Genomic DNA, 26,118 nt, shown 5'->3' on the forward strand with positions numbered 1-26,118 from the left:
CGCGCAGCACCTGGGTCAGCGTGGTCAGCGGCACCGGCTGCGGGCACAGCGCCGCGACCAGCGCGGCGGCGCGCTCCTTCAGCCCGTCGAGCAGCGACTGGACCTCGTCCGGGCCGAGCAGCTCGGAGGCGTGGGCGAGCAGATTCTGGTTGAGGTGGGTGGCGATCACCGTGCCGGGATCGACCACCAGATAGCCCGCACCAGTCGCGGCATCGGCGTCGGCCGACGAAATCCACACCGCGTCGAGGCCGAAGGTCGGGTCCTTGACCGGCTTGCCCGGCATCGACCCGACCGCCTGCCCGGTATCGAGCGCGAGCATCTCGTCGGGCGACACCTGATCCTCGCCGACGACCACGCCGCCGATGACGATGCGATAGGTATAGGGCGCCAGGTTGATGTCGTCGCGCACCCGCACCTGCGGCACGACGAAGCCGAGTTCCTTGGACAATTGGCGGCGCACGCCGGTGATGCGGCCCATCAGCGGGCTGCCCTTGCGCTCGTCGACCAGCGGCACGAGGCCATAGCCGATGTCGAGCATCACCTGCATGCTGTCGGTCACTTCGTCCCAGCCGATCTTCGACAGGTCCTGCGGCTCGGCCGCCGGCTGCGGCGGGGCCGGCGCGGGGCGCAATGCCGCCTGACGCAGCCGCCACGCGGCAAAGCCGGCGATCGCCGCGGCGGGCAGGATCACGAAATGCGGCATACCGGGGAGGACGCCGAGGATGGCGAGGATCGCGGCGACCGGGGTCCAGGTCTTGTGGCTGGCGAACTGGCCGCCGATCTGGCCGGCGAGATCGTCGGACGAGGTGACTCGGGTGACGATCGCGGCGGCGGCGATCGACAGCATCAGCGACGGCAGCTGCGCGACCAGCGCGTCGCCGATCGCGAGCAGGATATAGGTCTGCGCGGCGTCCTTGACCGTCAGGCCGTGGCTGACGGTGCCGAGGATCAGACCGCCGACGATGTTGACCGCGAGGATCAACAGCCCGGCCATCGCGTCGCCCTTCACGAACTTCGACGAACCGTCCATCGATCCGTAGAAATCGGCCTCGGTCGCCACCTCGACGCGGCGCGCGCGCGCCTCGTCAGGGGTGATCAGGCCGGCGTTGAGATCGGCGTCGATCGCCATCTGCTTGCCGGGCAGCGCATCGAGGGTGAAGCGCGCGGAGACTTCGGAGACGCGCCCCGCGCCCTTGGTCACCACCATCAGGTTGATGATGATCAGGATCGCGAAGACGAACAGGCCGACGACATAGTCGCCGCCGATCAGGAAGGTGCCGAACGCCTCGATGACGTGGCCGGCCGCCGCCTCCCCCTCATGCCCATGCACCAGCACCACGCGGGTGGAGGCGACGTTGAGGCCGAGGCGGAACAGCGTGGCGAACAGCAGCACCGTCGGAAAGGCGGAGAAGTCCAATGGCTTCTGCGCGTTGAGCGAGACCATCAGCACCGCCAGGCTGATCGCGATGTTGGCGACGAAGAACACGTCGAGCAGCGCCGCCGGGATCGGCACCACCATCAGCGCGACCAGCGTCAGCATCGCCACGGGCAACGCGAAGCTCTTGGCCATCGGCGCGACGCGGCCGGGCAGGAACGGAAGCGTGGCCATCGGTTAACCGCCGAGCCGTGCGAGCATCAGATAGGCCAAGCGGGCATTCTCCGGATTGGGGCGCAGCAGCGCGGCGGCGCTGGTCGGTTTCGCGGCGTTGATCTGGGCGAGCGTGCTGGCGAGCCACTGGCGGTCGCCGCCCTGCGCCTCGGTACCGAGCACGACCTCGACGTCGGGGTCGGCGCCGATAGCGGTGCCGTTGCCGGACGGATCGAGCGCGTCCGAGGCGAGGCCGGTGCCGCCGCCCGCCGCCGCGCCCTTATCGAGCTTGGCGGCGAAACGCTGGTAGACCTCGCCCAGCGAACGCGGGCTGCCGTCGTTGGCGTAGAAGACATTGTGATTGGCGCGCGCGGCGGCGGGAAACAGCGAGGCGGCGCTGCGGCCGGAATTTGCGTCCATCGCCGACAGGAATTTCTTCGCCCCGCCCAGTCCAAGGAAATGCGCCATATAGAGGTCGGTGCCGGTGGCCGGGCGATCGAGGCGCGCCTCAAGCGCGGCCTTGTTGTCGCTGGCATGTTCCGCCGCCATCAGCGACGCGGCGGTGGCGTTGCTGCGCAGGCCGAGGATCTGGCTGCGCAGCGCCGGATCGCCGACGACATAGCGGCCGCCGGCGGTCTGCTTGATGCTGTCCGCCGCCCAGCCGAGGCCATGTTCGGCGCCATGCTGCTTGACCACGCCGAGCCAGCTCTGCTCGATGAACTGATAGAGACCCGTCGCGCTGGACGTACCGGCGCGCGCATCGGTGCGCAGCCCGCTCTCAACCTGAGCCTGCCCGAGCAGATAGTTGAAATCGATGCCGGTGCGCTCGCTCGCCAGCGCGATCGCGCCGTGAACGCCACTGAGGCGCTGGATCGAAGGAATGGTCATCGCGCTCTTGCCTGAAGTCCCATGGTGACGGGACTTTCAGCAAGGAACGTGCCAATATTGGTTAATGCGGTGTTATAATACCGGATTCCGCGGACTTGAATCCGGTGCGGTGCCGGCCCGCTCCCCCACCCGGCCACCCATAAGATACACTGAGTCGGTGATCGGGTGGGGGAGCGAGCCGGTACCGCACATCCGCGTCAGCGGATCAAACTAGGCCAGCGCCGCCGCGCCGTGCGGGCGATAGGATTGCGCCGGCGAACCGGCAAGAACCTGCAGCCGGCGGCGAACATTTGCCGCCATCAGGTTGACATAGACCCGGCAGGTCTCGTTCAGCCGGTGCGCCTCGCGCGCCAGCTCGTCAATCTCCGCGCTGGGCGGCTCCGGCGTCGCGGCGACCGCGTCGATCCCGCGCAGCTTGGCGCTGGTCGCGGCCTCGAGCGCGGCGAGGTCGTTGGCCTTGAGCGCGGCGATCTCCGCATGGAGCGCCTCGATCACGCCGATCAGCGCATCACGACGGCTCACGATCGCCTCCCCCCGGCGACCACTGCATCTTGAGCGCGAGCAGCCGATCGGCGACGGTCGCCGGCAGCAGCGGGAAATTGCCGTCCTGGATCGCCTTGCGGATCTTGGTGACGCGTTCGGCATCGACCGGTGGCGTCGCGACCAGCGGCGCGGCCAGCGCCTTGAGCGTCGATGGATCGGCGCGCACGGCATCGCCGCGCACCAGCGTCTGCGGCGCAGCGACCGGCGCGCTCGGCGCCACCGGCTGAATGCGCTGAGCGATCGTCGCGCTGGGCTTTGGCCCGACCGGATCCACCATGGCTTTCGTCCTCGAAAAACCTCTTCAGACCGAATAACGGCCGGGCGGCGACAAGTTTAAGCATTTTTTATTGTGCCCAGCCGGGCAGCGTCGCGCGGCCGGGCTCGACCGCGACAGCCTGCACCGGCGGCTTGGCCGGATCGATCCTGATCGCGATGCGGCCGCCGGCGGGGGCATCGCCCATCGCCACCCCGTCGCGGCTGATCGAGAAGCCGGCGGCGCCGACCTCCACCGTCACCGCGTCGCCGCGCCGGATCACCGGTTCGGCCTTGGCCGCCGCGACCGGCACCGGCGCGGCGACCGCCGCGACTGGCGCGGGGCGCGGCGGCGTGTGGATCGGCACATAGATGCGCCACGCCGGCGCGTCACAGCGCACCACCACCGCATCCTGATAGCTGCCGCGCCAGTCGAGCTGGGGCAACGGGCAGGCGGCGAGCTTCAGCCGCTTGTCGACGGCGGTGCGCGCGCCCCCCTCCTCCCCGATCGCATGGCCGGTGAAGGCCGAGACCGCGACATCGATCGCGGCGGTATCCTGGAAATGGAGCTGCTGCGCGGCGGCGGGTCCACCCGCCGACACCGGGGCAAGCGCGAGGGCGAAAAGCAACGGGCGGATCATTTCGGGTCTCCTGCGAAACCGATCTGGAGCTGGACGGCGCGGCCGGCGCCGGGGCGGGTTTCGATGGCGAGGCGATCGGCCGGCACCGCGCGGATCAGCAGCGCGGCGGCGGCGCGGGCGCGATCGGCGGCCAGGATGGCGGCGCTGCCGGTGGCGGGGTCGACATCGGCCGGAGTGCCGTCGGTGCCGCCGATCACCCGGACGATGGTGCGCGGATCGCGCGCGGCGTCGCGGGCCCAGGCCAGGGCGTCGCTGGCGGGCAGAGCCGCCGATCCGGGTGCGAAGCCGCCGATCGCGCCGCTGTCCACCGCCATGGGCTCGGCCGTCGCGGCGCCGAAACCCTCACGCAGCCCGTCGGCGATGGCGCGGCCGTCAAGCGCCTGATTGGCCTGGAGAAAGACGAAGAAGCCGACCAGCAGCAGCATCAGATCGGCCAGCGTGACCAGCCAGATCGGCCGGCGCGCGCCGTCGTTGAAGACATCGTCGTCAAAGGCGGCGCTGGTCATGCCGCCACCGCCCGCGCGCGCGGGCGCTCACGATCGGCCAGCGCCGCCAGTGGCCGGACCAGCCGCGCGCGCTCGACCAGTTCGGCGCGCGCCGCGCGCCTGAGCCGCGCCGCGATCGGCATCGCGATCAGATTGGCGGCGAGCGCACCATAGAGTGTCGCCAGCACCGCCACCGCCATCGACGCGCCGATGGTGGCGGGATCGGTCATGGCCACGAACATGCGGACCAGCCCGATCAGCGTGCCGACCATGCCCATCGCCGGAAAGATTTCCGCCGCCGCCGACCACAGGTCGATCGCCGCGCGGTGGCGTTCGGCGCGCGCGAGGCGACGCTGGTCGAGCAGCGCGGTGACGTCGTCGCCCCCCGCGCCGTCGACGATGCGGCCGATCGCGGTGGCGACGTCGGGATCGGCGATCACCGATCGATCGAGCTGGACGACGCCGTGGCGTGCCGAGATGCGCGAAAAGGCGTCGATCTGCGCCAGCAGCGCGTCGGCGGTGAACGATCGCCGAGCGAGCGTGCGCAGCGCCACGATCCCGCGCAGCAGATCGCGGGCCGGCGTGCGCAGCACCAGCGCGGCGAGCGTGCCGCCGCCGACGATGGCGAGGGCGACGGGATCGGCGAAAGCGCCGAGCGTGGGGAGAGCGGACAGGGTCATCGCCCCGGCGCTCTGCAAGGGGGGTGCCAGTTTTCTTTCCGGGGGCAGGGCCCGCAAAGACGCGTTCGGCGCGGCAGTCGGTTGCCGCCGCCGGCAAATCCTTGCCGCTTTGCCTGGCCGGTGCCGGCAATTCGGGCGCCCCGGCCGATTTGGCACGGCCATTGCAGAACACCCCTTCGAATTGACGCGGGAGACCGACGACATGAGCAATGATACCCTGTTCGGCGTGCACGGCGCGGCACTGGCAGTGCGTTCGCAGCGCATGGGCGTGCTTGCGTCGAATATCGCCAACGCCTCCACGCCGGGCTACAAGGCGAAGGACATCGACTTCGCCACCGCGCTGCGATCGGCGGAAACCGGATCGGTCGACAGCGGCATCGCCGGCGCGACCAAATACCGCATCCCGCTGCAGATGAGCATGGACGGCAACACCGTCGAGCTGGCCACCGAGCAGACCGCCTTTGCCGAGAACGCCGTCGCCTATCAGACGACGCTGTCGTTCCTGAACGGTCGCATCGGCACGATCACCCGCGCGCTGAAGGGCGAATGAGCATGGCCGACAACCCGATGAGCATTTTCCAGGTCGCCGGCCGCGCGATGAGCGCGCAGCTGGTGCGGATGAACACCACCGCGTCGAACCTCGCCAACGCCGGCGGCGTCGCGACCACGGCGGACGCCGCCTATCGCACGATGAAGCCGGTGTTCCGTACCCAGTTCGACCAGGCGTCGGGCATGGCGACGGTCAATGTCGAGCGGGTCGTCACCGCCGGCGAGGAGCCGACCAAGCGCTACGACCCCGGCAATCCGATGGCCGACAAGGACGGCAACGTGTTCGAAAACGCCGTCGATGAAACGCGCGAGCTGGTCGACATGCTCGAGAGCGCGCGCACCTACCAGAACAACGTCGAGGTGATGCAGACCGCCAAGTCGCTGATCGTCGACACCCTCAAGCTCGGACGCTGATCATGGCTACCTCCACCTCCTTCGATTCCGCGCTCGACGCGCTGGGCATCGGCCGCACCAACAACGGCACGACGATCCAGCCGGCGTCGGCGGCCAACCAGACGCTCGACCAGGGCGACTTCATCAAGCTGCTGACCGCACAGATGCAGAACCAGGACCCGTTCGAGCCGGTCGACAACACCCAGATGGTCGCGCAGATGGCGCAATTCTCCAGCTTGTCGGGCATCACCGAGATGTCGACCACGCTGAAGGCGATCGCCGAGAAGCTGGGCGCGACATCGGCCAGCGACGCGATGAGCTATGTCGGCAAGACCGTGCTGACCGAGGGATCGGTCGCCTATCCGCGCACATCGGGCGGGTTCGCCGGCCAGATCGAGATCGACAAGGACGCGAGCAACGTCGCGCTGACCATCGCCGATGCCAGCGGCAACATCCTGAAATCGGTCGACCTCGGCAAACAGTCGAAGGGTATCGTCAACTTCGACTGGGACGGCACCACCGACAGCGGCGAGGAGGCCGGCGGCGGCCCGTTCACCATCACCGCCAGCGCGCGCGACGGCAGCACCAACGTGCCGAGCCGCACGCTGGTGTGGGCGCCGGTCGCCTCGGTCTCGATGCCCGCGAGCGGCGGTCCGATCCTGACCCTGCCCGGCATCGGCCAGATCCCCGCATCGGCCGTGCGCGATATCGGCTGAACGCCCCGAACCGACTGAACCCCGACACCCCATTCCACAGGAGTAGCACCCATGTCCTTCTACACTTCGCTGAGCGGCCTCAAATCTTCGCAGACCGAGATGTCGACCATCTCGCACAACCTCGCCAACGTCGGCACCAACGGCTTCAAGAAGAGCCGAACCGAATTCGCCGACGTGATCGCGTCGAGCGTGGCGGTCAATCCGACCCAGATGATCGGATCCGGCTCCGTGGTGCAGGCGATCCGCCAGCAGTTCGGCCAGGGCGGGCTGATCCAGAACGACTCGTCGCTCGCGCTGGCGATCTCCGGCGACGGCTTCTTCGCGGTCAAGACCGACCTCGAGACCAACAAGGTGTCGTTCACCCGCAACGGCGGCTTCATGGTCGATGCCGATCGCTATGTCGTCGACGGCAACGGCGGCCATCTTCAAGTCTATCCGGTCGACGGGTCGGGCGCGGTGGTCGCGACCGGGCTCGATTCGACGGTCAGCCTGCGCCTGCCGGAGATCAGCGGCACACCCCAGGCGACCGAGAACGTCGCGCTGTCGCTCAACCTGTCGGCCAACGCCGGCATCCCGTCGTCCAACCCGGTGTTCACCGCGGCGAACCCCTATGCGTTCGATCGCTTCAACCCGGCGACCTACAATAATTCGACCCAGACCACGATCTATGACGCCGGCGGCAACGCGATGACGCTGACCAACTATTTCGTGCGCGAGACCAGCGGCGCCACCAGCGCGTGGAAGGTCTACAGCTTCGTCGGCGACCAGCAGCTGGGCACCGATCCGGCCAACCCGGCGCCGATCGACCTGACCTTCGACGCCAACGGCGTGCTGACCGCGCCGACCACCGCGACCCAGTTCGGCGAGTTCACCCCGGCCAGCTCGTCGACGCCGCAGCAGATCTCGCTCGATTTCGGCACCGCCACCACCCAGCTTCCCCAGGCGTTCAGCGTCGCCAGCCGCACGCAGGACGGCGCGGCGGTCGGCAAGCTGGAGGGGCTGACCGTCGGCGACGACGGCATCGTCCGCGCCACCTTCTCCAACGGCGACAGCAAGGCGCTGGGCAAGGTCGTGCTGGCCAATTTCGCCAATCCGCAGGGGCTACGCCAGCTCGGCAACAGCTATTGGGCGCCGACCGGCCTGTCGGGCGATCCGACGCTGGGCGAACCGGGCGTCAACGGTTTCGGCGCGCTGATGTCCGGCGCGATCGAGCGGTCGAACGTCGACATCACCGAGGAGCTGGTCAACCTGATCGCGGCCCAGCGCAATTTCCAGGCGAATTCCAAGGCGCTCGATACCGCCAGCCAGATTTCGCAGACCATCTTCAACATCCGTTCGTGATCGCGGACGGGCAGGCGAAAGGCTGAACGATGGACCGGCTGGTCTACACGGCATTGTCGGGGCTCAAGGGCCAGATGGCGGCGCAGGCGGCGATCGCCAACAACATCGCCAATGCGTCGACCACCGGCTTTCGCGCCGATCGCGTCTCGTTCGAGGCGATGATGCTCAAGCAGGGCGGCGCCGCGTTCGAATCGCGCGCGCCGACCGGCGAGGAGGTGACCGACGCCGACCGCACCGGCGGCGCCGTCCAGCAGACGGGCAATCCGCTCGACATCGCGGTCACCGGCACCGCCTGGATCGCGGTCCAGGCCACCGACGGCAGCGAAGCCTATACGCGGCGCGGCGATCTGAAGATCGCGGCCACGGGCGTGTTGGAAACCGGCGACGGTTTCCCGGTGATGGGCTCGGGGGGGCCCATCACCGTGCCGCCCGCCGACAAGGTGATGATCGCCGACGACGGAACGCTCTCGATCATCCCGCTGGGCGCCGAGCCGGGCGCCGCCCCGCAGCAGATCGACAGGATCCGGCTGGCCAGCCCGGAAGGATCGGACACGGTCAAGGGCCTCGACAACCTGCTCCACGTGCGTGGCGGCGGCGTGCTGCCCGACGATGCCGAGGCGAAGGTCCAGTCGGGCGCGCTCGAGGGATCGAACGTCAATCTCACCCAGGCGCTGGTCGACATGATCGAGAACCAGCGCAGCTATGAGGTCCAGGCCAACCTGCTGAAGGAAGCCAAGACCCTCGACGAAAGCTCCGCATCGCTGATGCGGATGCCGGGCTGAAAAGGAACCTGAACCATGTCTTCGGCCGCACTCCACATCGCCCGCACCGGGCTCGACGCGCAGGACACCCGGATGCGGGTGATCTCGAACAACCTCGCCAACGTGAACACCACCGCGTTCAAGAAGGACCGCGCGGCGTTCGAGACGCTGGCGTATCAGGTCGTCACCGCCCCCGGCGCGGCAAGCACGTCGGAGACGCGCTACGCCACCGGGCTCAACCTGGGCACCGGCGTGCGCATCCAGGGCACCGCGCGGATCGACACCCAGGGATCGATGCAGACGACGGGCAATTCGCTCGACGTCGCGCTCGACGGCGACGGCTATTTCCAGGTCCAGCTTCCCGGCGGCCAGCTCGGCTATACCCGCGCCGGCAACTTCACCCGTTCGCCCGAAGGGCTGCTGGTGACGTCCGAGGGCTATCAGGTGATGCCCGGCATCACCATTCCGGAAGGCACAACCGCGATCGCGATCGGCACCGACGGCACCGTCTCCGCGACCGTGCCCGGCCAGACCGAGCCGAGCCAGATCGGCCAGATCCAAGTCGCCAGCTTCCCCAACTCGGCCGGGCTTCAGGCGACCGGCGACAATTATGTGATCGAGACGGCGGCATCGGGCGCGGTCAACCTGGGCATCGCCGGACAGGACGGTCGCGGCCAGATCCGCCAGGGGATGCTGGAGGGATCGAACGTCAATGTCGTCGAGGAGCTGGTCGACATGATCGAGACCCAGCGCGCCTATGAGGTCAATTCCAAGATGATCTCGGCGACCGACGACATGCTCAAATACGTCAACCAGAACCTCTGAGGCTGACCGGCGATGCGAACCCTTGTCCTTCTGGCCGGCGCGGCGGCGATGCTGTCCCCGGCGGCGGCCGACGCCGGCGTGTTCGGCGGCAAGAAAAAGGCCGTGGCGCCGCCGCCCGAATATCGGGTGACGCTGCCCCAGCCCGCGCCCGCGCCGCCGCCGGCCAACGGCGCGATCTTTCAGGCGACCAGCGGCTATGCCGGGCTGCATGAGGGCGCGCGCGCCCGTGCGGTCGGCGATCCGGTGACGATCGTTCTGGTCGAGCGCACCTCCGCCTCCAAGTCGGCGGGATCGAAGCTCGATTCGGGCGGCGGCTTCGGCCTGACCCCGCCCAGCACCGGCGCGCTGTCGCTGTTCAAGGAGAGCGATGCGTCGGTCAGCGGCAAGCGCAACTTCAAGGGCAGCGGCACCGCCGACCAGTCGAACGCGCTGTCGGGCGAGATCACCGTCACCGTATCCCAGGTGCTGCCCAACGGCACGATGGTGGTGCAGGGGCAGAAGACCGTCACGCTCAATCGCGGCGACGAATTCGTCCAGATCCGCGGGATGGTGCGCCCGGCCGACATCGACGCGAGCAACCGCGTGCTGTCGACCCGGGTCGCCGATGCCCAGATCGCCTACACCGGCAAGGGCGATGTCGCCCGCGCCAGCCGGCAGGGGTGGCTCAGCCGCTTCTTCCAGGTCGTCAGCCCGTTTTGAGGATGCTCCAGATGCTCCGCCTCATTCTCGCCGCCTTTGCCGCCCTGCTCGTCGCGACCCCGGCATACGCCGACCGCGTCAAGGATCTGGGCGCGTTTCAGGGCATCCGCACCAACCAGCTGACCGGCTATGGCATCGTCGTCGGCCTGCCTGGCACGGGTGACGACAATCTCGAATACACCGTCCAGTCGATGAAGGGCGTCGCGTCGCGCTTCGGGCTTCAGCTCCCGGCGGGGGTCAACCCCAGCCTGAAGAATTCGGCGGTGGTGATCGTGACGGCGGAACTGCCCGCCTTTGCCAAGCCGGGGCAGAAGCTGGACATCACCGTTTCGGCGATGGGCAAGGCGAAGTCGCTGCGCGGCGGCACTTTGGTGCTGACGCCGCTTCAGGGCGCGGACGGCCAGATCTATGCGATGGCGCAGGGCAACCTCGCGGTCGGCGGGCTGGGCGCCGAGGGCGCCGACGGATCGAAGATCGTCGTCAACATCCCCTCGTCCGGCCGCATCCCGGAAGGGGCGACGGTCGAGCGCGCGGTCGATACCGGCTTCGCCACCACCCCCACCCTCACCTTCAACCTGGCGCGCGCCGACTTCACCACCGCGCAGAACGTCGCGACCGCGATCAACACCCGGTTCGGCATGGGCGCCGCCAAGGCGATCGACGCTGTGTCGGTGACGGTGCAGGCCCCGGAAGGGAGCGGCGTCCGCGCCCAGATGATGAGCGCGATCGAGAATCTGCCGGTCAGCGCGGCCGAGGCCGCCGCCCGCGTGATCGTCAACGCGCGCACCGGCACGGTCGTCATCAACTCGGCCGTCCGGGTCAGCCCGGCGGCGGTGACGCATGGTAAACTGACCGTTCGGATCGATGAGACGCAAAGGATCAGCCAGCCCCTGCCGTTTAGTAAGGGTGAGACCGCGATGGAGCGCCAGAGCGCCGTCGGTGTCGAGGAGGAGAAGCATCCGATGTTCATGCTCGAACCCGGGCCCAAGCTGAGCGACATCGTCAAGGCGGTGAACGCCATTGGCGCGTCGCCGGCCGATCTGGTCGCGATCCTCGAGGCGCTGAAGGAAGCAGGCGCGCTCAATGCCGAGCTGGTGGTGCTGTGACCGGCATCCCGGCCTCGATCGCGAGCACCGCGGGCGGCGTGTCCAACGACACGTCGCGCACCGCGTCGCACGACAATCTGAAAGCGGCGGGCGAGAAGTTCGAGGCGATCTTCGTGGGCATGATGCTCAAGTCGATGCGCGCGGCGCACCTGTCCGACGGCTTGTTCGACAACAAGGCCGGCGAACAGTTTCGCGACATGCAGGACACGCAGCTGGCGCAGAGCATGGCGGCGCACGCGCCGATCGGCATCGGCAAGGCGATGGTCGATTTCCTCGCGAGATCGGCGCCCGCCGAAGGGCTCGCCCAATCGGCTCCGGCGGACGGGGAGCCCGTCGCATGACCGACCTGCTCTATATCGGCGCCACCGGCGTGCGGACCTATCAGTCCGCGCTCAGCACCACGTCGGAGAACATCGCCAATTCGGGCACGGTCGGCTATGCGCGCCGCGCCGTCCAGGTTGCGGAGATTCCCGGCACCAAGGGCCTGCGCCTGTCGGGCAACGGATCGATCGCGTCGGCGATCACCCGATCCGCCAACGAATTCCGCAACACCGAAGTGCGTACCGCCGGGTCCGACCTGGCACGCAGCGAAGCGGGCGTTGTGTGGCTGGGCCGGATCGAACAGGGGCTGACCGGCAACCAGCTTGGCGCCCAGCTCACCGCCTTCTTCAACGCTGCGCAGAGCGTCGCGGCCGATCCCGCCGCGGTCGCCCCGCGCGCGGTGATGATCGAGACCGCATCGACGCTGGCCAACGCCTTCACCGCGACCGGGCGCGCGCTCGACACCGCGTTCGGCGACCTGCGCCAGACCGGCACCGACGCCGCCCGCGACCTGAACGACCTCGCCGCCCAGCTCTATCAGATCAACCAGGGGCTGGCGCGCGCCGACGACGGATCGGCGATGCAGATGTCGATGCTCGACGAACGCGACCGGCTGCTCGACAGCATGAGCGCGCTGGTCGACATCAACGTGACCTTCGACGAGCAGAACCGCGCGATCGTCCGCGCCGGCGGCAGCGCCGGCCCGGTGCTGGTCGACGCCGCCGGGGCGGGCCAGGTGACGTTCCAGGCCGATCCGACCACCGGCGCCAGCCAGTTCCAGATGCACCGAAACGCGACCACCACGTCGATTCCGGTTCAGGGCGGCGCCTTTGCAGGCATCGCCGAGGGCGCGCAGCGGATCAGTGACGCGCGCGACGCGCTGAACGATCTTGCCACGCGATTCGTCGCCGGGGTCAACGCGGTTCAGGCCGACGGTCGCGACCTCGACGGCGTCGCCGGCGCGCCGATCTTCGCGGCGGGCAACCCGCCGACCGAGATCACGCTGGCGCTGACCGACCCGCGCGGCATCGCCGCCGCCGCGCCCGGCGAGGGCACGCGCGGCAACGGCAACATGGAAGCGCTCGCCGCGCTGCGCACGGCCCAGGCGTTTGAAGGCGGGCTGAGCGACACCGTCACCGCCAACGCCGCCGCGCTTGCTGCGCGCAAGAACGTCGCCGCCGCGCAGGGGTCGATCCGCGACGCCGCGGTCGCCGCGCGCGAATCGGTCAGCGGCGTCGACCTCGACGAAAGCGCGGTCGACCTGATCCGCTTTCAGCAGGCCTATCAGGCGTCCAGCCGCGTCATCCAGGTGGCGCGCGAGACGTTCCAGTCCATCCTCGACATCAGCTAAGGCAACCGCGATGCGCATCTCGACCAGCCTGTTCTACAGCCAGGCCAACAGTGCGATGACGACGCTCGGCGAACGAGCCGGGCTGTTGCAGACGCAGATTTCGACGCAGAAGCGGCTGGCCGCGCCGTCGAGCGACGCGGTCGCCTATCGCCAGTTGTCCAGCCTGGGCCGCGCCGGCGCCGACGCGACGCAGAACGCCAAGAACGTCGACCTGGCCAGCACGCTGTTGACCGCGTCCGATTCGGCGCTGGCGAGCATCGAGGAACAGTTGCAGCAGGCGCGCGACATGGCGATCCAGGCCAACAGCGGCACGCTGCCCGCCGACCAGAGGAATACGATCGCCACCGCGCTGGACGCGATGATCGAGGATCTGCTCAAGCTGGTGAACACCCCCGACACCAACGGCGCGCCGCTGTTCGGCGGCGCGAGCGGCAACACCGCCTATGTCCAGGCGCCCGACGGCACGATCAGCTACGTCGGCACCGGCACCCCCAGCGCGATCCCGATCGGCGACGGCGCCAGCGTGCGCGCGACGGTGACCGGGGACGAGGTGTTCAGCAACCTGACGCGCGCCGACGGATCGACCACCGACATGTTCGCGATCCTGCAGGGCCTGTCGGCATCGCTCCACGCCGGCAGCGACGCCGGCACCGCGATCGACGACATCAAGACCGCGCTCGACGCGATCGGCAACGCCCGCGCATCGGTGGGCGCGCGCGGCGCGCGGCTCGACCTCGAATCGCAGCGGCTGGCCGACGCCGCGCTCGCGCGCGAGGAAACCCGATCCGGGCTGGAGGACACCGACATCTCCGCCGCGATCATCGAATTGCAGAAGACGATGACGGTGTTGCAGGCGACCCAGGCCAGCTTCACCCGGCTGAGTTCGCTGTCGCTGTTCGATTATCTGCGCTGATCGGTCCTTTTTCGGCGGCGCGTTTACCAAATCCCTACTTCCCGCCGTCAAGGATAGCCCAAAGCGGTCGTTAACCCTGACGGGTGCGCGATCGTCGCCAAGGGGGTTTTGCGGTTCATGTTTCCGGCGATCGGTCTCGTCATTCTGCTCGGCATGGTGTTCGGCGGCTTCGCCATCACCGGGGGCGCGCTCGGCCCCGTGCTGGAGGCCATCCCGCACGAGATGCTGATCATCGGCGGCGCCGCCGTTGGCGCGCTGGTCATCGGCAATTCGGGTCGGGAGCTGAAGGCGCTCGGCGGCGGGCTGATGAAGGTGCTGAAGGGCCCGAAGTACAAGAAGCAGGACTATCTCGACACGATCTTCCTCGTCTCCAAGCTGATGAAGATGCTGCGGACCGACGGCCCGATCGCGCTGGAGCCGCATGTCGAAGACCCCAAGTCCTCCGCCGTCTTTGCCGAATATCCGCGGCTGCTCGCCGATCACACGCTGGTCAACCTGATCGCCGACACGCTGCGGCTGGTCGTGGTCTCGTCGGGCACGCTCGACGTCCACGCGGTCGAGGACGTGATGGACAACGCGATCAAGACCCACCACCATGACGTGCAGGGGCCGCAGACCACGTTGACCTCGCTCGGCGACGCGCTGCCGGCGCTCGGCATCGTCGCGGCGGTGCTTGGCGTGGTCAAGACGATGGGATCGATCGACAAGCCGCCCGCGATCCTGGGCGCGATGATCGGCTCGGCGCTGGTCGGCACCTTCCTCGGCGTGCTGCTCGCCTATGGTATCGTCGCACCGCTCGCCAACCGGCTCCAGCAGGTGATCGACGCCGATTCGGCGATCTACCACGTCGTCAAGCAGATCATCATCGCATCGCTCCACGGCCACCCGCAGCCGCTGGTGATCGAGGCCGCGCGTTCGGGCATCGCCCACAAGAACCAGCCGGGCTTCGGCGAAGTGTTCGACGGCCTGCGGGGGCGGTAACTCATGGCCGCCGCCCGCGCGCCGCACGGCTCGAACCAGCCGCCCAAGATCATCGTCAAGAAAATCTACGTCGAGGGCCATGGCGCGCACCACGGCGGCGCGTGGAAGGTCGCCTATGCCGATTTCGTGACGGCGATGATGGCGTTCTTTCTGCTGCTGTGGATCCTGGGCGCCACCACCGAGAAGCAGCGCAAGTCGATCGCCGATTATTTCGCGCCGACGCTGGTTGAATTCAAGCAGAACAGCGCCGGATCGAACGGCCTGTTCGGCGGCTCGTCGATCACCGACAAGGACAGTTATCCCAACCGCGCGTCGCAGACCGGCACCAAGGCGATGACCGTCCCTGTCGGCGCGGCCGGCGGCGCGCGCGAGGGATCGGGCGACCGCGGATCGCTGAAGCGCGCGTCGATCTTTGCCGAGGACGAGGCGAATTTCGATCGCCTGCGCCGCCAGGTCGAATCGAAGATCCAGAATTCCAAGCTGGCCAAGCTGGGCAAGCACGTCCGCTTCATCGCCACGCGCGACGGGATGCGCATCGACCTGCTCGACGACGCCGATTATTCGATGTTCGCACTGGGCACGACCGCGCTGGTGCCCGATGCGTCCGAGCTGGTCGGGCTGGTCGCCGAATCGATTCGCGGCATGGACAATCCGATCATGATCCGCGGCCACACCGACAGCCTGGGCTATGGCGATCCGCGCGCGATGAACAACTGGATGCTGTCATCCGGCCGGGCCGAGGCGACCCGGCGCCGGCTGGCGGCGGCCGGCGTCGCGGAAAGCCATTTCGAACGGATCGAGGGCGTTGCCGATCGCGAGCCGATGATCACGGCCAACGCCACCGACCCGCGCAATCGCCGGGTGGCGATCACCCTGCTCTATCGGCGCGGCAATTTCGGCAAGTAACGATCAGCGCAGCTTGGCGATCGCCAGCCCGTCGAGCTTGGCGCGCTCCTTCACCGATTCCTCGCTGCGGGTCAGCGCCTTGGCGATCGCCTTCAGCGCCATGCCCTTCTTCGCCAGGGTGTGCAGCTTCTGCACCTCGTCGGTGCGCCACGGCTGGCGGTGCCGCTCGAAACGCTCGCTCATCGATCCTCCTCCACCGCGATCACGGTAATCCCCTCGGCGGTGCCGTTATAGTCGACCGCCTCGCCCGCCGCCGCGCCCATCATCGCGCGGGCGAGCGGGGCGGTGAAGGCGATGCGGTCGCCGGCGGGATCGGCTTCGTCGCCGCCGACGATGGCGATCGTGCGGGTGACGCCGCCCAGCGCGAACGTGACGCGCGATCCGATGCCGACCTCCCCTTCATCGGGCGCCGGCGCGATCCGCGCGGTGGCGAGCCGGGTCGCCCAGTAACGCTGGTCGCGGCGCAGCCCTTCCCGCGCGTCGTCATCGGCGGTGGTGGCGATCGCCTGGTCGAGTTCGGCGACGCGCGCCGCGATCAGCGCCAGCCCGCGCGCGGTGACCAGATTCGGACCCGGCGCGATCGGGATCTCGAACCTGGGCTCCTTGTGCTCGTCATCGCCTTCGCGGCGGAAGGCCACGCTCATGGTTGATCCTTTCCGGGGCCGGCGCCCGACCGGCTGAGGGGTGCCATTACACCCGAACGGGCCGTTGAATCGTCGGAAATTTCGCGCCCGTTTGGTGAGACAGGGGTTGGGCGGCAATCTAGGGCCTGAACCGACCGGCCGCAACCAACCGGCGGCGATCGAGGTGGGTTGGCAGGGTTTCGGGTGCGGGCGGGTCTATAGCCCGGACGCCGCTGCGCGCGCGGCCGTCAGCGGCTGGCCGCCGCGATCTCGCCCTGGCCACTGCTCCGCGCGAACCGGAGGCCCTTCATCCGCCCCGAGGCCAGCGCGAAGCCGCTGCGATCGGGCGCGAAGGTCACGATGCCACCGAGCATCCCGAACGGGCCAAGTGCGCTTGCCTTCCAGATGGTGTCGCTGATCGGCGTCAGCCGATAGTCGGCGACCCCGTGCGCGCCGGCGATCGTCAGCCGCGCCTCGCCTGCCGTTTCGGAAAGGCGGGCGCGCGCGCCGACCGCCGCGGATTCAAAACTGCCGGCGCGATCGCCGAGCCGCGCGTCGGGCTGGGTCGCGATCCGCTCGAGCGCGATCTCGGCGCCGAATTCGGTGAAGACGAGCGAGTGGCCCTCCACCCGCGCCGATTGGCGGATGAACGACATGATGTCGGGCAGGTTCAGGTTACCGCCGGCGTCTGCGGTGACCGGCAGGCCGGGGGCGCCGTCGATCGCCATCAACTGCATGTCGCCGTGCGTCGCCAGCTCGATCACCCGCCCCTCCCGCGGCGAGACGAACACCGCGTCACATGGCGGGTGCGGCGCGGTGACCACCGGCGCCAGATCCGCGACGCAGGCGTCGATGACGCGGTTGGCAAGCTCGGCCGCGCTCACATCGGCGCGATTGACCGCGATCGAGATGTCGAGCCCGGCGGCGGGCACCTTGATCATCTGGGAGTTGCCGGCCATCACCCCGCCGCCGTGCGACAGCGTCTCGACACCGCGATAGCGCCCGATCACCAGACCCAGCCCATAGCCGGTCGAGCTTCCGTTCTCCAGCGTGTGCGGCGCGCGCATCAGCCGCCAGCTTTCGGCCGAGCCGACGGTCGGCGCGTCCATGTGGCGCAGCCAGCGCAGCATGTCGTCCATCGTCGAGACGATGCCGCCCGCGCCGCTGATCTCCGACCCCATATAATCGCGGGTGAAGCGCCCGTCGGCGCGCCGGAAGTGCAGCGTGGCGCTGTTCGGCACGAAATCGGTATCCCACCGCCGCAGCCGGGTATCGAACATCCCGACCGGCTCGAAGATCCGCGTCCGCAGCACGTCGTCCAGCGTCTCGCCGGTGATCCGCTCGATGGCGGCCGTCAACAGGACGTAGCCGCCGTTGTTGTAGCTCCAGCTGGTGCCGGGGGCGAAATCGACGTCGGCGATCGTCTGGTAATATCTCAGCAGATCGGCGTCGCCGACCGGCACGCCGGTGCCGTTGGTGAGCATCGATACCGCCATCGCATCGCGGATGCCGCTGGTGTGGCCCATCAGCTGGCGCATCGTCACGTCGCGGCTGGCCGCGTGGATCTCTCCGATATGCGCGCCGACCGGATCATCGATCGCGGCGCGCCCCTCCTCGCACAGGAGCAGATAGGCGAGCGCGGTGAAATGCTTGGTGGTCGACCCGATCCGCATCCGCATTCCGGGGCCGAGCAGCACCGGCAGTTCCATGTTCGCCAGTCCGAAGCCGCGCCGGTAGACCGGGACGCCGTCGATCGCGATCGCAACCGCCGCGCCGGGCTGGCCGCACTGGTCGACCGCCGCGAAGATCTGATCGATCCCGGCCGGATCGAAATGCGTCCGCGCCGCTGTCTGCGTCATATTGGGCCTCTCACTCGCTAACCTGGCCGTCGCCACCGCGCGAGGCCCACCAGAAACACAGCGCCGCGAGCAGCGCCGACGGCGCGCCGACCAGCGCCATCGCCCGCCCCAGCATCGCGTCGCCGCCCAGCGCGGTGCCGGCCAGCGCCACCAGCGGCGCGGCGATCGCGCCGCCGAGCGACACCGTCACGATATACAGGCCCATGACCGCGCCGCGAAGTTCGTTGGGGATGCGGAAAGTGATCGCGATCATCGGAATCGAGATCGACACGGCGTAGCAGATCGTGAAGCAGATCGAGCTGATCGCGAACCAGGCCAGATCGGGCATCATCGCGACGCATGACGCCGGCACGCAGAGCGCCGCCGCGAACGCCGCCGGCCGCAGCACGCCCGCGCGCCCTTCCTGCCGGTGGAAATACTCGCCGAGCTTGCCCCCGGCCAGCATCCCCGCGAGCACCGAAACCAGCGAGACGGCGCCGAACCAGCCGGCGAAATCGCCCGGCTGCTGCCCATAGAGACGGGTCAGCGCCGGCGGAATCCAGCTCATCACCCCGGTCGACATGCCGGACAGACACGTCGTACCGGCCAGCAGCGGCAACAGGAACCCGCGAAAGCTCCACAGCTCGTGCAGGCGGCCTGTGCCGCCATGCTGGCGCACCTCCATCCGCGCCGGCTCACGCAGCGAAAGGACGGCGGGGATCAGCGCCAGCCCGGCGGCGGCGAACCCCAGCGACACCATGCGCCACGGCGTCAGGCCGAACAGCAGCGGCGCGCCGCCGGCGGCAAGCTGGGTCAGCGCCCCCAGGCCCAGCCCGCCGATGAAGATCGCGCCGGCCTGGCCGAACCCCTGGCCCAGGCCATAGGATGTGGTGGCCATCGCCCGGCGTTCGGGCGGGAAATAGTCGGCGAGCAGCGACATCGCCGCCGGCAGGGTGATGGCGTTGGCGACCCCCAGCGCCGCCTTGCTGGCGACGAGCAGCCACACTCCGCTGGACAGGCCGGTCAGCAACAGGCCCAGGCACCACACCACCAGCGCCACCGCCAGCATCCGCACCCGGTTCGACCGGTCGACCAGCAATCCCATCGGGATGCAGAACAGGGCATAGGCGCCGTAAAGCACCGTGGTGTTGGCGATGCCGACCTGGACGTCGGTCAATCGCAGCTCGTGCTTGATCGGCTCGACCAGCAGGGAGATGACGTAGATGTCCATCGCGGTGAAGAAGGCGATGGCGACGATCACCGCCTGGGCGTAGCGCGCGCGGCGCAGTGGCGGATAGGCCGGATCGCCCGTTCCGGCGGGCGCGCGCATTCCGGGCGGGGCGTCGCGGGGGCCGGCGGGCACGCGCCCCCTCTAGAAGCGCGAGGTCAGCCGCAGACCCAACGTCCGCGGTCGCAGCATCAGCACCTGCGCCGGGCCGCCGAGTTGCGAAAGGATCGTCTGGGCCGCCAGCTGGCCGTGGGTGTCGAACAGGTTCTGGACATAGACCTGCGCATCGACCGGCCCGAAGGTGGCCCCCGCGCGCAGGCCGAGGGTGGCATAGTCGGGCACCCGGTACTGGCGCAGCGCCGGGCTGGCGTCGAAACTGACCATGCTGTCCGACGCGAACCGCAGCGTCCCGCCGACCGTCGGCCTGAGCGGGCTGGCCATCACGGTGTAATCGACGTTGACCGCGGCGGTGACATGGGGGGTGTTTGGCAGGCGCTCGCCCTTGCGCGCGCCCAGCAGCGGCACGTCCTCGGTCAGCTTGCCGTCGTTGTAGGCAAAGGCGCCGGTGGCGACAAAGCCGCGCCCCGGACGGGCGGTCATCGTCAGCTCGGCGCCCTTGATGTGCGCGCCGGGGCCGTTGGTGTAGTTGGTGACGCCGGCGACCGGGCTGAGCAGTTGGATGTTCTTCCAGTCGATGTAATAGCCCGACAAGTCGATGCCGAAGCTGCGGTCGGCGGTATCGGCCTTGACCCCGATTTCGTAGCTGTCGAGCGAATCGGAGCGGAAGGTCGGCGCGGACGGCTGGTTGGTCACCGGATCGACGACGCGGAAATTCGGGCCGCCGGGGCGATAGCCGGTCGCGAACCGCGCATAGGCGGTGGCGTTGCGGCTCAAGCGATAGCGCGCGTTGGCCAGATAAGTGACCACCCCCTCGCTCGAGCTCGATCCGGGCGCCGACACCACCAATATCCCCGATGCGTCCTGGGTGAATTTCTGGTCGTTGTGCGCGTAGCGGAGGCCGCCGCCGACATCGAACGCATCGGTCAGGTGCCAGGTCAGATTGCCGAACACGGCATATTCGTCATAGGTGCTGGCGATCGCCGCGCTGACCGCGTTGACGTCGGGCAGCAGCACCAGCCCGTCGCCATAGGTGTCGGCGACCTGCCGCAACAGGCTGTTCTCATGCGTGTAGAAGCCGCCGACCAGCCATTCGATCGCCTGCCCGCTCGCCGAGGCGAGACGGATTTCCTGCGTGAACTTGCGGGTGCGCGCCAGCTCGTTCACCGCCACCGCCTGGGCGGGAATATTGGCGAGGATCTGGAGATAGAGCGCATAGACGGCAGAGCCGTCGGTCGACGCGTAGGTCTTGTTGGTCTGGTAGCTGGTGATCGATGTCAGCGCCACCGGGCCGAAATCATAGTCGATCGTCGCGCTGCCCAGCCGGAAATCCGACCGGAACGGCTCCCGCAGGGGATGGCCCTGGTCGAAATAGCCAGTGACCGGCGCGCCATCGAGGCCGATGCTGGCATAGCTGCCGCCGTCGCGCCGCACGTCCTGGGCAAAGCCGGTCAGGCGGATCGACAGCGCGTCGGTCGGCGCGGCGAGGAGATCGACCCGCCCGCCATAGACCTCACCGCGATCGACATTCTTCTCACCGGTGACGACATTGTCGAAATAGCCGCCGTCGCGCGAATAATAGCCGCTCGCCCGCACCGCCACCTTGTCGGTGACCAGCGGCGCGTTGACCACCGCCGACGCATCGTAGCTGGTCCCGCCCGACCGCGTGGTGGAGAGGCCCGCCTGTGCCTTGCCCTCGACGGCGGTGAGCGACGGCTTGGCCATCACATATTTGAGCACGCCGCCCATCGCGCTGGCGCCGTACAGCGTGCCCTGCGGCCCGCGCAGCACCTCGACCCGGTCGATGTCGAACAGCCCGACGTCCAGCGCGCGCCGCGCGCCGTTGGCGAACGCCGAACTCGATCCATAGGGCACTTCGTCGACATAGATACCGACGGTCGACGACACGTCGGCGCCGCTGGTGACGCCGCGCAGGCTGATCTGCGAGGTGCCCGCCCCCTGCGAGGTATATTGAAGGCCGGGCACGGTATTGGCGAAATCGACGAACTGACGCGCGGCGATCCTGGTCAGATCGTCCGACGACAGCGCCGAGATCGACTGCGGGGTATCGATCAGCCGTTCGGCGCGTTTCTGCGCGGTGACGACGATGTCGCCGGGCGCGGGCTCCTGCCCCGATGCCGGCTCCTCGCGCTGTGCATGGGCGGGAGAGGCGAAGCAGAGCACCGTGCCGGCCGCGACCAGCAAGCGTGCCCGGCGCATGGAGAATCGAGTCATTCTTCTACCCCCCTTCCTATCGACCGGCGACTGTCGACGTCGCCCTGGCCGGTCGTCACGGCGCGCGGACGCGGCCTTATTTTGCAATATATGCAATATGCGCTTCATAATTGCGGTTCAAGCAATTTTATCGGGAGCGGCGCGCAGGGAGGTGGCGGGGCCGCCCGCCGCGCGGCGCATCAGTCCGCCTGGAGCGCGGCCCAGCTTTCGGGGGTGAAGGTCTGGGTCTCGAACAGCCCGTGGTTGCCGTGCGGCCCGTGATAGAAGGTCACCAGCAATTCGGCCGGAGGGCCGTGCACGGCCACCGTGCTGTGCCAGATTTGCGCGTCCATGAAGAGCGAATCGCCCGTCTCCAGGATCAGCGGCGCCTGCCCCTCGCAATAGATCACCGCGTCGCCCTTGAGCACGTAGATGATCTTCTCGCCCGGATGGCGGACGAATTCGGAATCCCAGACGCTGATCGATTCGATCGTGACCTGCATACATTCGAGCGCGCGGTCGGGATCGCGATCGAACAGATAGCGGACGTTGAGCTCGCGATAGGCGCTCGCCTTGCGGTTGCGGTTCCGCTCGCGATCGACCACCACCCGGCGCAGCGACGCCTTCGCCTCGGCCGGCACGTCGCGATCGACCGCGCCGCGATTGCGCGCGACCAGGTCCTCGGGCGCGACGTCCAGCGCCCGCGCCAGCAGATCGACCTTTTCGATCGTCAGGCCGAGCTGGGTGTTCTCGATCCGCGACAATGACGAAACCGAAATGCCGGTCAGCTCCGACAGATGTTCCAGCGTCATTTTGCGGCGCTTGCGGATCGACCGCAGCAGCGCGCCTATGGTGTCGGGCGCATCCTTGGCTCGCAAACCCTGTTCCTTTGCGATGACCATCGCAATCTTTTAGCCCCTGCTCGTGGCCGTGGCTAGGGAGTCCCCCATGCCGGAACGGCGCGTCATCCCCAGAGATCGGCGGCGAAGCGATGCACCTGGCGGCCGTCGTGCCGAACGCCGGCGTGGGCCGCGTCGCGGACGATGAGCGGCACGTCGAGATCGACCACGTCGCAGACCGACGCGACGACATAGGCCGGCGCCATCGCCAGCCCCGATCCGAGCATACAGCCGGTCATCAGCCGGAATCCCCGTTCTCGCGCCGCGGCCGCGAGCGCCAGCGCCTCGGTCAGCCCGCCGGTCTTGTCGAGCTTGATATTGACGTAGTCGTAGCGCCCGACGAGGCGATCGAGATCGCCGCGATCATGGCAGGATTCGTCGGCGCACAGCGGCACCGCGCGATGATAGCCGTCGAGCAGGGCGTCTTCCCCAGGCGCGAGCGGCTGTTCGATCATGAATACGTCGGCGGCGGCGAGTTCGGGCGCCATCCGGTTGAGATGGTCGAGCGTCCAGCCGGCATTGACGTCGACGAACAACGGCGTGTCGGGCAGCACCCCGCGCACCGCGCGCAGGCATTCCAGGTCGTGCTCGCCGCCCAGCTTGAGCTTGATCGTCGTCGCTTCGCGCAGCGTCGCCGCGACGCTGGCGGTCTCCTCCGGCGACAGGATGCCGATGGTGATGTCCGACGCGATGGCATCCGGCGCGGCGAGGCCCGCCAGATCCCACACCGAGCGTCCCGATGCCTTGGCCTCTAGGTCCCACAGCGCGCAATCCAGCGCGTTGCGCGCCGATCGCGACGGTAGCAGTCCCTGAAGCGCGGCCCGATCGATGCCGCCCCGGTCAAACAGCGGCGCGACCGCCTCGATCTCGGCAACGGTGGCGTCGGCGCTTTGCCCATAGATGTCCATCGGACAGCATTCGCCGCGCCCGACCACGTCACCCTCGCGCAGCTCCACCTCGACCACATCGAGCCCGGCGATCGTTCCGAACGCGACGCGGAAGGGCTGCTTCAGCCCGATGTGCTTCTTGTGAACCGACAGCTTCACCGGCGCCCTCCAATATTGCAGATTATGCAATATGGATGGATTATTTGCGTTTCAAGCAAATTAATGGTGGCGGGCGGCTGGCGTATCAGCCCGCCGGTGATTCGATCGCTTGCGCGCCTAGAACCACGACCGGACCCCGATCAGGATATTCCACCCGCCCGCGCGCTCATCGCGGGCGCGCCGGAACGCCGCCGTGTCGCCAAACGCGCGTTCATGGCGCACGCCGACATAAGGCGCGAATTCGGGCACGAACTGATAGCGCAGGCGCAGCCCCAGTTCGGCGGTCGACAGGCCGGAGCCGATGCCCAGCTCAGGAACGTCCCGCGCGGCGAAGTTCAATTCGGCGGCCGGCTGGAGGATCAGCTTCCGGGTCAGGCGCTGATCGTATTCCGCCGCGATCCGCGCGGTGACGTCGCCCTTGTCGGACAGGAACAACGCGCTGTCGATCTCGAACCAATAGGGGGCGAGGCCCTGAACGCCGACGACGGCGTAGCTGCGGTCCGGGCCGGCGCGAAAATCGTGGCGAACGCCGGTCTGGAGGTTCCACCATGGGTCGATCGCATGGCTCCACAGCGCCTGCGCCTCGACACGCTCGAGGGGCTTGCCGAAGCGGCCCTCGCCCTCGGTCTTGATCCACAGCCGGTCGATATCGCCGCCGTACCAGCCCTGCGCGTCCCACGCATAGCCGCCCCTGCCCTTGCCCAGCACGGATTCGAGCCGGTCGATCAGGATCATGCCGCTTGTGATATCGCCATGTTCGCGGCGGACGATGGCGCGCGCCGGGGCCATGGCCGCCGTGCCGAAGACAGCATCGGCGGCGTGGGCGGGGCCGCTCGATGCGGCTGCGGACGGCCCCCTCACCGGCGGATCGGGAACGCCCGGTCGATGCCCTGTCGCCGCGGGGGGCGTCTCCGTCGGCACGGGGGGCGGCATCTGGTGGCCGGCATGGGGATCGGCCGCCGTGGCGGGTTCCGCCGGCATGTCGTGCCCGGCATGGGGATCGCCATCGGCCGCTTCCATCCGATGCTGCGCGTGCGCTTCCGCCGGCGGCGGCTGGACGGGCGCGGGATGGCCCTGATGATCGTGCTGCGCCAGCGCGGGTGTCGCGACGGCGATAGCGGCGATGAAGGCGACGCCGATAATCATCCTCATGCGGCGCCTCCGTCCAGCGGGCGGACGGTGACGACGCGAAACATCCCGGCATGCATGTGGAGCAGCAGGTGGCAGTGGAACGCCCAGTCGCCCGGCGCATCGGCGGTCAGGTCGAAGCTGACCTTGCCGCCCGGCAGCACCATGACGGTGTGCTTGCGCGGATAGCTGCCGGTGTGGCCGTTCACCACCTCGAAGAAATGGCCGTGCAGGTGGATCGGGTGGGTCATCATCGTGTCGTTGATGAGGACGACGCGGGCGCGTTCATCGCGCTCGAAACGGATCGGCTCCACGCCGTCGCTGAACTTCTCACCGTCGAACGACCACATGAAGCGTTCCATGTTGCCGGTGAGGTGGACCTCGATCGTGCGCTGCGGCGGTCGCGTGTCTGGATTGGGCGTCAGCGACATCAGGTCGCGATAGGTCAGCACCTTGTGCCCGACATCGTCGAGGCCGACGCCCGGATCGCCGGTGCGATCGACCGGCGCCATGGCGATCGCATCGACGCCGACGCCGACCTTGACCCCGTCGGGCACCAGCGACTTGTCGCGCATGTTCATGGCGCCCATCGCCTGGGCGGTGCCATGGTCCATGCCGCCATGGTCAACGCCGCTGCGATCCGCTGCGACAGCCGCTCGGGGTCCGGTCGCCGTCGCGCCATCGCCCATCGCGGCATGATCCATCGCGCCGTGGTCCATCGCCGCCATCGATCCGTGATCCCTGCCGCCCATGGCGCCGCCCATGCCGCCGCCCATGCCCATGTCCTTCATGGTGAGCGTGGGGCGGGGGCGCCGCGGCGGGACCGGCGCGGTCATGCCCAGGCGCGGCGCCAGCGTGGCGCGGGCCATGCCCGATCGGTCGATCGATTCCGCCACCAGCGTGAACGCCCGGTCCTCGACCGGCTCGACGGTGACGTCATAGGTCTCGGCATTGCCGATCTGGAACTCGTCGACCGTCACCGGGCGGACATCCAGCCCGTCGGCGCTGACCACGGTCATCCGCAGGCCGGGGATGCGGACGTTGAAGATCGTCATCGTGGCGGCGTTGATGAAACGCAGCCGCACC

The 26,118-nt window shown here is 68.7% G+C and carries 29 protein-coding genes; 13 read left to right on the forward strand and 16 right to left on the reverse strand.

Annotated elements, in window-relative coordinates; translation table 11 throughout:
• From VNR91_RS11050 to VNR91_RS11080, 7 genes are all read right to left on the reverse strand, one after another.
• Window positions 1-1,609 (reverse strand): flagellar biosynthesis protein FlhA (locus VNR91_RS11050; protein ID WP_325490823.1); only part of this gene is annotated, 1,609 nt, incomplete at its 3' end.
• Between the two features lie 3 nt (window positions 1,610-1,612).
• Window positions 1,613-2,476, reverse strand: a complete 864-nt coding sequence (locus tag VNR91_RS11055) for a lytic transglycosylase domain-containing protein (protein ID WP_325490824.1) — start codon at window positions 2,474-2,476, stop codon at window positions 1,613-1,615.
• A 210-nt stretch (window positions 2,477-2,686) separates the two neighbouring features.
• Window positions 2,687-2,998, reverse strand: coding sequence for a flagellar protein FlgN (locus VNR91_RS11060; RefSeq protein ID WP_325490825.1), 312 nt, complete (start codon window positions 2,996-2,998; stop codon window positions 2,687-2,689).
• Entirely contained in the window at window positions 2,985-3,296 is a 312-nt protein-coding gene (gene flgM, locus VNR91_RS11065; protein WP_325490826.1) for a flagellar biosynthesis anti-sigma factor FlgM, read from the reverse strand. Before flgM ends, VNR91_RS11060 begins: the two co-directional genes overlap by 14 nt.
• Window positions 3,297-3,363: 67 nt before the next feature.
• Window positions 3,364-3,912, reverse strand: a complete 549-nt coding sequence (locus VNR91_RS11070) for a flagella basal body P-ring formation protein FlgA (protein ID WP_325490827.1) — start codon at window positions 3,910-3,912, stop codon at window positions 3,364-3,366.
• Complete coding sequence (locus VNR91_RS11075) at window positions 3,909-4,418, reverse strand: flagellar motor protein MotB (RefSeq protein WP_325490828.1); 510 nt, start codon at window positions 4,416-4,418, stop codon at window positions 3,909-3,911. Before VNR91_RS11075 ends, VNR91_RS11070 begins: the two co-directional genes overlap by 4 nt.
• Entirely contained in the window at window positions 4,415-5,077 is a 663-nt protein-coding gene (locus tag VNR91_RS11080) for a motility protein A (protein WP_325490829.1), read from the reverse strand. The genes VNR91_RS11075 and VNR91_RS11080 overlap by 4 nt, the downstream gene beginning before the upstream one ends.
• Before the next feature lie 202 nt (window positions 5,078-5,279).
• Between VNR91_RS11080 and VNR91_RS11085 the strand changes: the two genes are divergently transcribed.
• The 13 genes from VNR91_RS11085 (at window position 5,280) to VNR91_RS11145 (ending at window position 15,939) form a co-directional block, all read left to right on the forward strand.
• On the forward strand, window positions 5,280-5,627 hold the full coding sequence (locus VNR91_RS11085; protein WP_325490830.1) for a flagellar basal body rod protein FlgB: 348 nt from the start codon (window positions 5,280-5,282) through the stop codon (window positions 5,625-5,627).
• Between the two features lie 2 nt (window positions 5,628-5,629).
• Window positions 5,630-6,040 carry a flagellar basal body rod protein FlgC gene (flgC, locus tag VNR91_RS11090; protein ID WP_325490831.1) on the forward strand — a complete coding sequence of 137 codons (411 nt, stop codon included), beginning with the start codon at window positions 5,630-5,632 and terminating at the stop codon, window positions 6,038-6,040.
• Window positions 6,041-6,042: 2 nt separating this feature from the next.
• On the forward strand, window positions 6,043-6,735 hold the full coding sequence (locus VNR91_RS11095) for a flagellar hook assembly protein FlgD (protein WP_325490832.1): 693 nt from the start codon (window positions 6,043-6,045) through the stop codon (window positions 6,733-6,735).
• A 51-nt stretch (window positions 6,736-6,786) separates the two neighbouring features.
• Window positions 6,787-8,076 (forward strand): flagellar hook protein FlgE, encoded by a 1,290-nt coding sequence (locus tag VNR91_RS11100; protein ID WP_325490833.1) that lies wholly within the window; start codon window positions 6,787-6,789, stop codon window positions 8,074-8,076.
• A gap of 29 nt (window positions 8,077-8,105) precedes the next feature.
• Window positions 8,106-8,858: a flagellar basal-body rod protein FlgF gene (gene flgF, locus VNR91_RS11105; RefSeq protein WP_325490834.1), complete on the forward strand. Its 753-nt coding sequence runs from the start codon at window positions 8,106-8,108 to the stop codon at window positions 8,856-8,858.
• Between the two features lie 15 nt (window positions 8,859-8,873).
• Window positions 8,874-9,662 carry a flagellar basal-body rod protein FlgG gene (flgG, locus tag VNR91_RS11110; RefSeq protein ID WP_325490835.1) on the forward strand — a complete coding sequence of 263 codons (789 nt, stop codon included), beginning with the start codon at window positions 8,874-8,876 and terminating at the stop codon, window positions 9,660-9,662.
• Window positions 9,663-9,674: 12 nt separating this feature from the next.
• Complete coding sequence (locus tag VNR91_RS11115; RefSeq protein WP_325490836.1) at window positions 9,675-10,361, forward strand: flagellar basal body L-ring protein FlgH; 687 nt, start codon at window positions 9,675-9,677, stop codon at window positions 10,359-10,361.
• Window positions 10,362-10,363: 2 nt separating this feature from the next.
• Entirely contained in the window at window positions 10,364-11,467 is a 1,104-nt protein-coding gene (locus VNR91_RS11120) for a flagellar basal body P-ring protein FlgI (RefSeq protein WP_325490837.1), read from the forward strand.
• Window positions 11,468-11,505: 38 nt separating this feature from the next.
• The gene (locus VNR91_RS11125; protein WP_325490838.1) at window positions 11,506-11,808 is read left to right on the forward strand and encodes a rod-binding protein; all 303 of its coding nucleotides are present in this window, start codon (window positions 11,506-11,508) and stop codon (window positions 11,806-11,808) included.
• On the forward strand, window positions 11,805-13,139 hold the full coding sequence (flgK, locus tag VNR91_RS11130; protein WP_325490839.1) for a flagellar hook-associated protein FlgK: 1,335 nt from the start codon (window positions 11,805-11,807) through the stop codon (window positions 13,137-13,139). The genes VNR91_RS11125 and flgK overlap by 4 nt, the downstream gene beginning before the upstream one ends.
• Before the next feature lie 10 nt (window positions 13,140-13,149).
• Window positions 13,150-14,052, forward strand: coding sequence for a flagellar hook-associated protein FlgL (gene flgL, locus VNR91_RS11135; protein ID WP_325490840.1), 903 nt, complete (start codon window positions 13,150-13,152; stop codon window positions 14,050-14,052).
• A 117-nt stretch (window positions 14,053-14,169) separates the two neighbouring features.
• Window positions 14,170-15,033: a flagellar motor stator protein MotA gene (gene motA / locus VNR91_RS11140; protein ID WP_325490841.1), complete on the forward strand. Its 864-nt coding sequence runs from the start codon at window positions 14,170-14,172 to the stop codon at window positions 15,031-15,033.
• A 3-nt stretch (window positions 15,034-15,036) separates the two neighbouring features.
• The gene (locus VNR91_RS11145) at window positions 15,037-15,939 is read left to right on the forward strand and encodes a flagellar motor protein MotB (RefSeq protein WP_325490842.1); all 903 of its coding nucleotides are present in this window, start codon (window positions 15,037-15,039) and stop codon (window positions 15,937-15,939) included.
• A gap of 3 nt (window positions 15,940-15,942) precedes the next feature.
• Here VNR91_RS11145 and VNR91_RS11150 read toward each other — a convergent pair whose 3' ends face one another.
• The 9 genes from VNR91_RS11150 to VNR91_RS11190 form a co-directional block, all read right to left on the reverse strand.
• Window positions 15,943-16,122, reverse strand: a complete 180-nt coding sequence (locus VNR91_RS11150; RefSeq protein ID WP_325490843.1) for a hypothetical protein — start codon at window positions 16,120-16,122, stop codon at window positions 15,943-15,945.
• Complete coding sequence (locus tag VNR91_RS11155) at window positions 16,119-16,583, reverse strand: GreA/GreB family elongation factor (protein ID WP_325490844.1); 465 nt, start codon at window positions 16,581-16,583, stop codon at window positions 16,119-16,121. Before VNR91_RS11155 ends, VNR91_RS11150 begins: the two co-directional genes overlap by 4 nt.
• 227 nt (window positions 16,584-16,810) lie before the next feature.
• Window positions 16,811-18,421, reverse strand: coding sequence for a serine hydrolase domain-containing protein (locus VNR91_RS11160; RefSeq protein WP_325490845.1), 1,611 nt, complete (start codon window positions 18,419-18,421; stop codon window positions 16,811-16,813).
• A gap of 10 nt (window positions 18,422-18,431) precedes the next feature.
• Window positions 18,432-19,763 (reverse strand): MFS transporter, encoded by a 1,332-nt coding sequence (locus VNR91_RS11165; protein WP_325490846.1) that lies wholly within the window; start codon window positions 19,761-19,763, stop codon window positions 18,432-18,434.
• Window positions 19,764-19,772: 9 nt separating this feature from the next.
• Entirely contained in the window at window positions 19,773-21,980 is a 2,208-nt protein-coding gene (locus VNR91_RS11170) for a TonB-dependent receptor (protein ID WP_325490847.1), read from the reverse strand.
• 179 nt (window positions 21,981-22,159) lie between these two features.
• Window positions 22,160-22,837, reverse strand: a complete 678-nt coding sequence (locus tag VNR91_RS11175) for an XRE family transcriptional regulator (protein ID WP_325490848.1) — start codon at window positions 22,835-22,837, stop codon at window positions 22,160-22,162.
• An 86-nt stretch (window positions 22,838-22,923) separates the two neighbouring features.
• Window positions 22,924-23,904, reverse strand: a complete 981-nt coding sequence (locus tag VNR91_RS11180; RefSeq protein ID WP_325490849.1) for a dipeptide epimerase — start codon at window positions 23,902-23,904, stop codon at window positions 22,924-22,926.
• Window positions 23,905-24,021: 117 nt separating this feature from the next.
• The gene (locus tag VNR91_RS11185) at window positions 24,022-25,056 is read right to left on the reverse strand and encodes a copper resistance protein B (RefSeq protein WP_325490850.1); all 1,035 of its coding nucleotides are present in this window, start codon (window positions 25,054-25,056) and stop codon (window positions 24,022-24,024) included.
• Window positions 25,053-26,118 (reverse strand): multicopper oxidase domain-containing protein (locus tag VNR91_RS11190; RefSeq protein WP_325490851.1); only part of this gene is annotated, 1,066 nt, incomplete at its 5' end. The genes VNR91_RS11190 and VNR91_RS11185, both read right to left, overlap by 4 nt.

The sequence above is a fragment of the Sphingomonas sp. genome, assembly GCF_035555815.1.
Taxonomy (GTDB): Bacteria; Pseudomonadota; Alphaproteobacteria; order Sphingomonadales; family Sphingomonadaceae; genus Sphingomonas.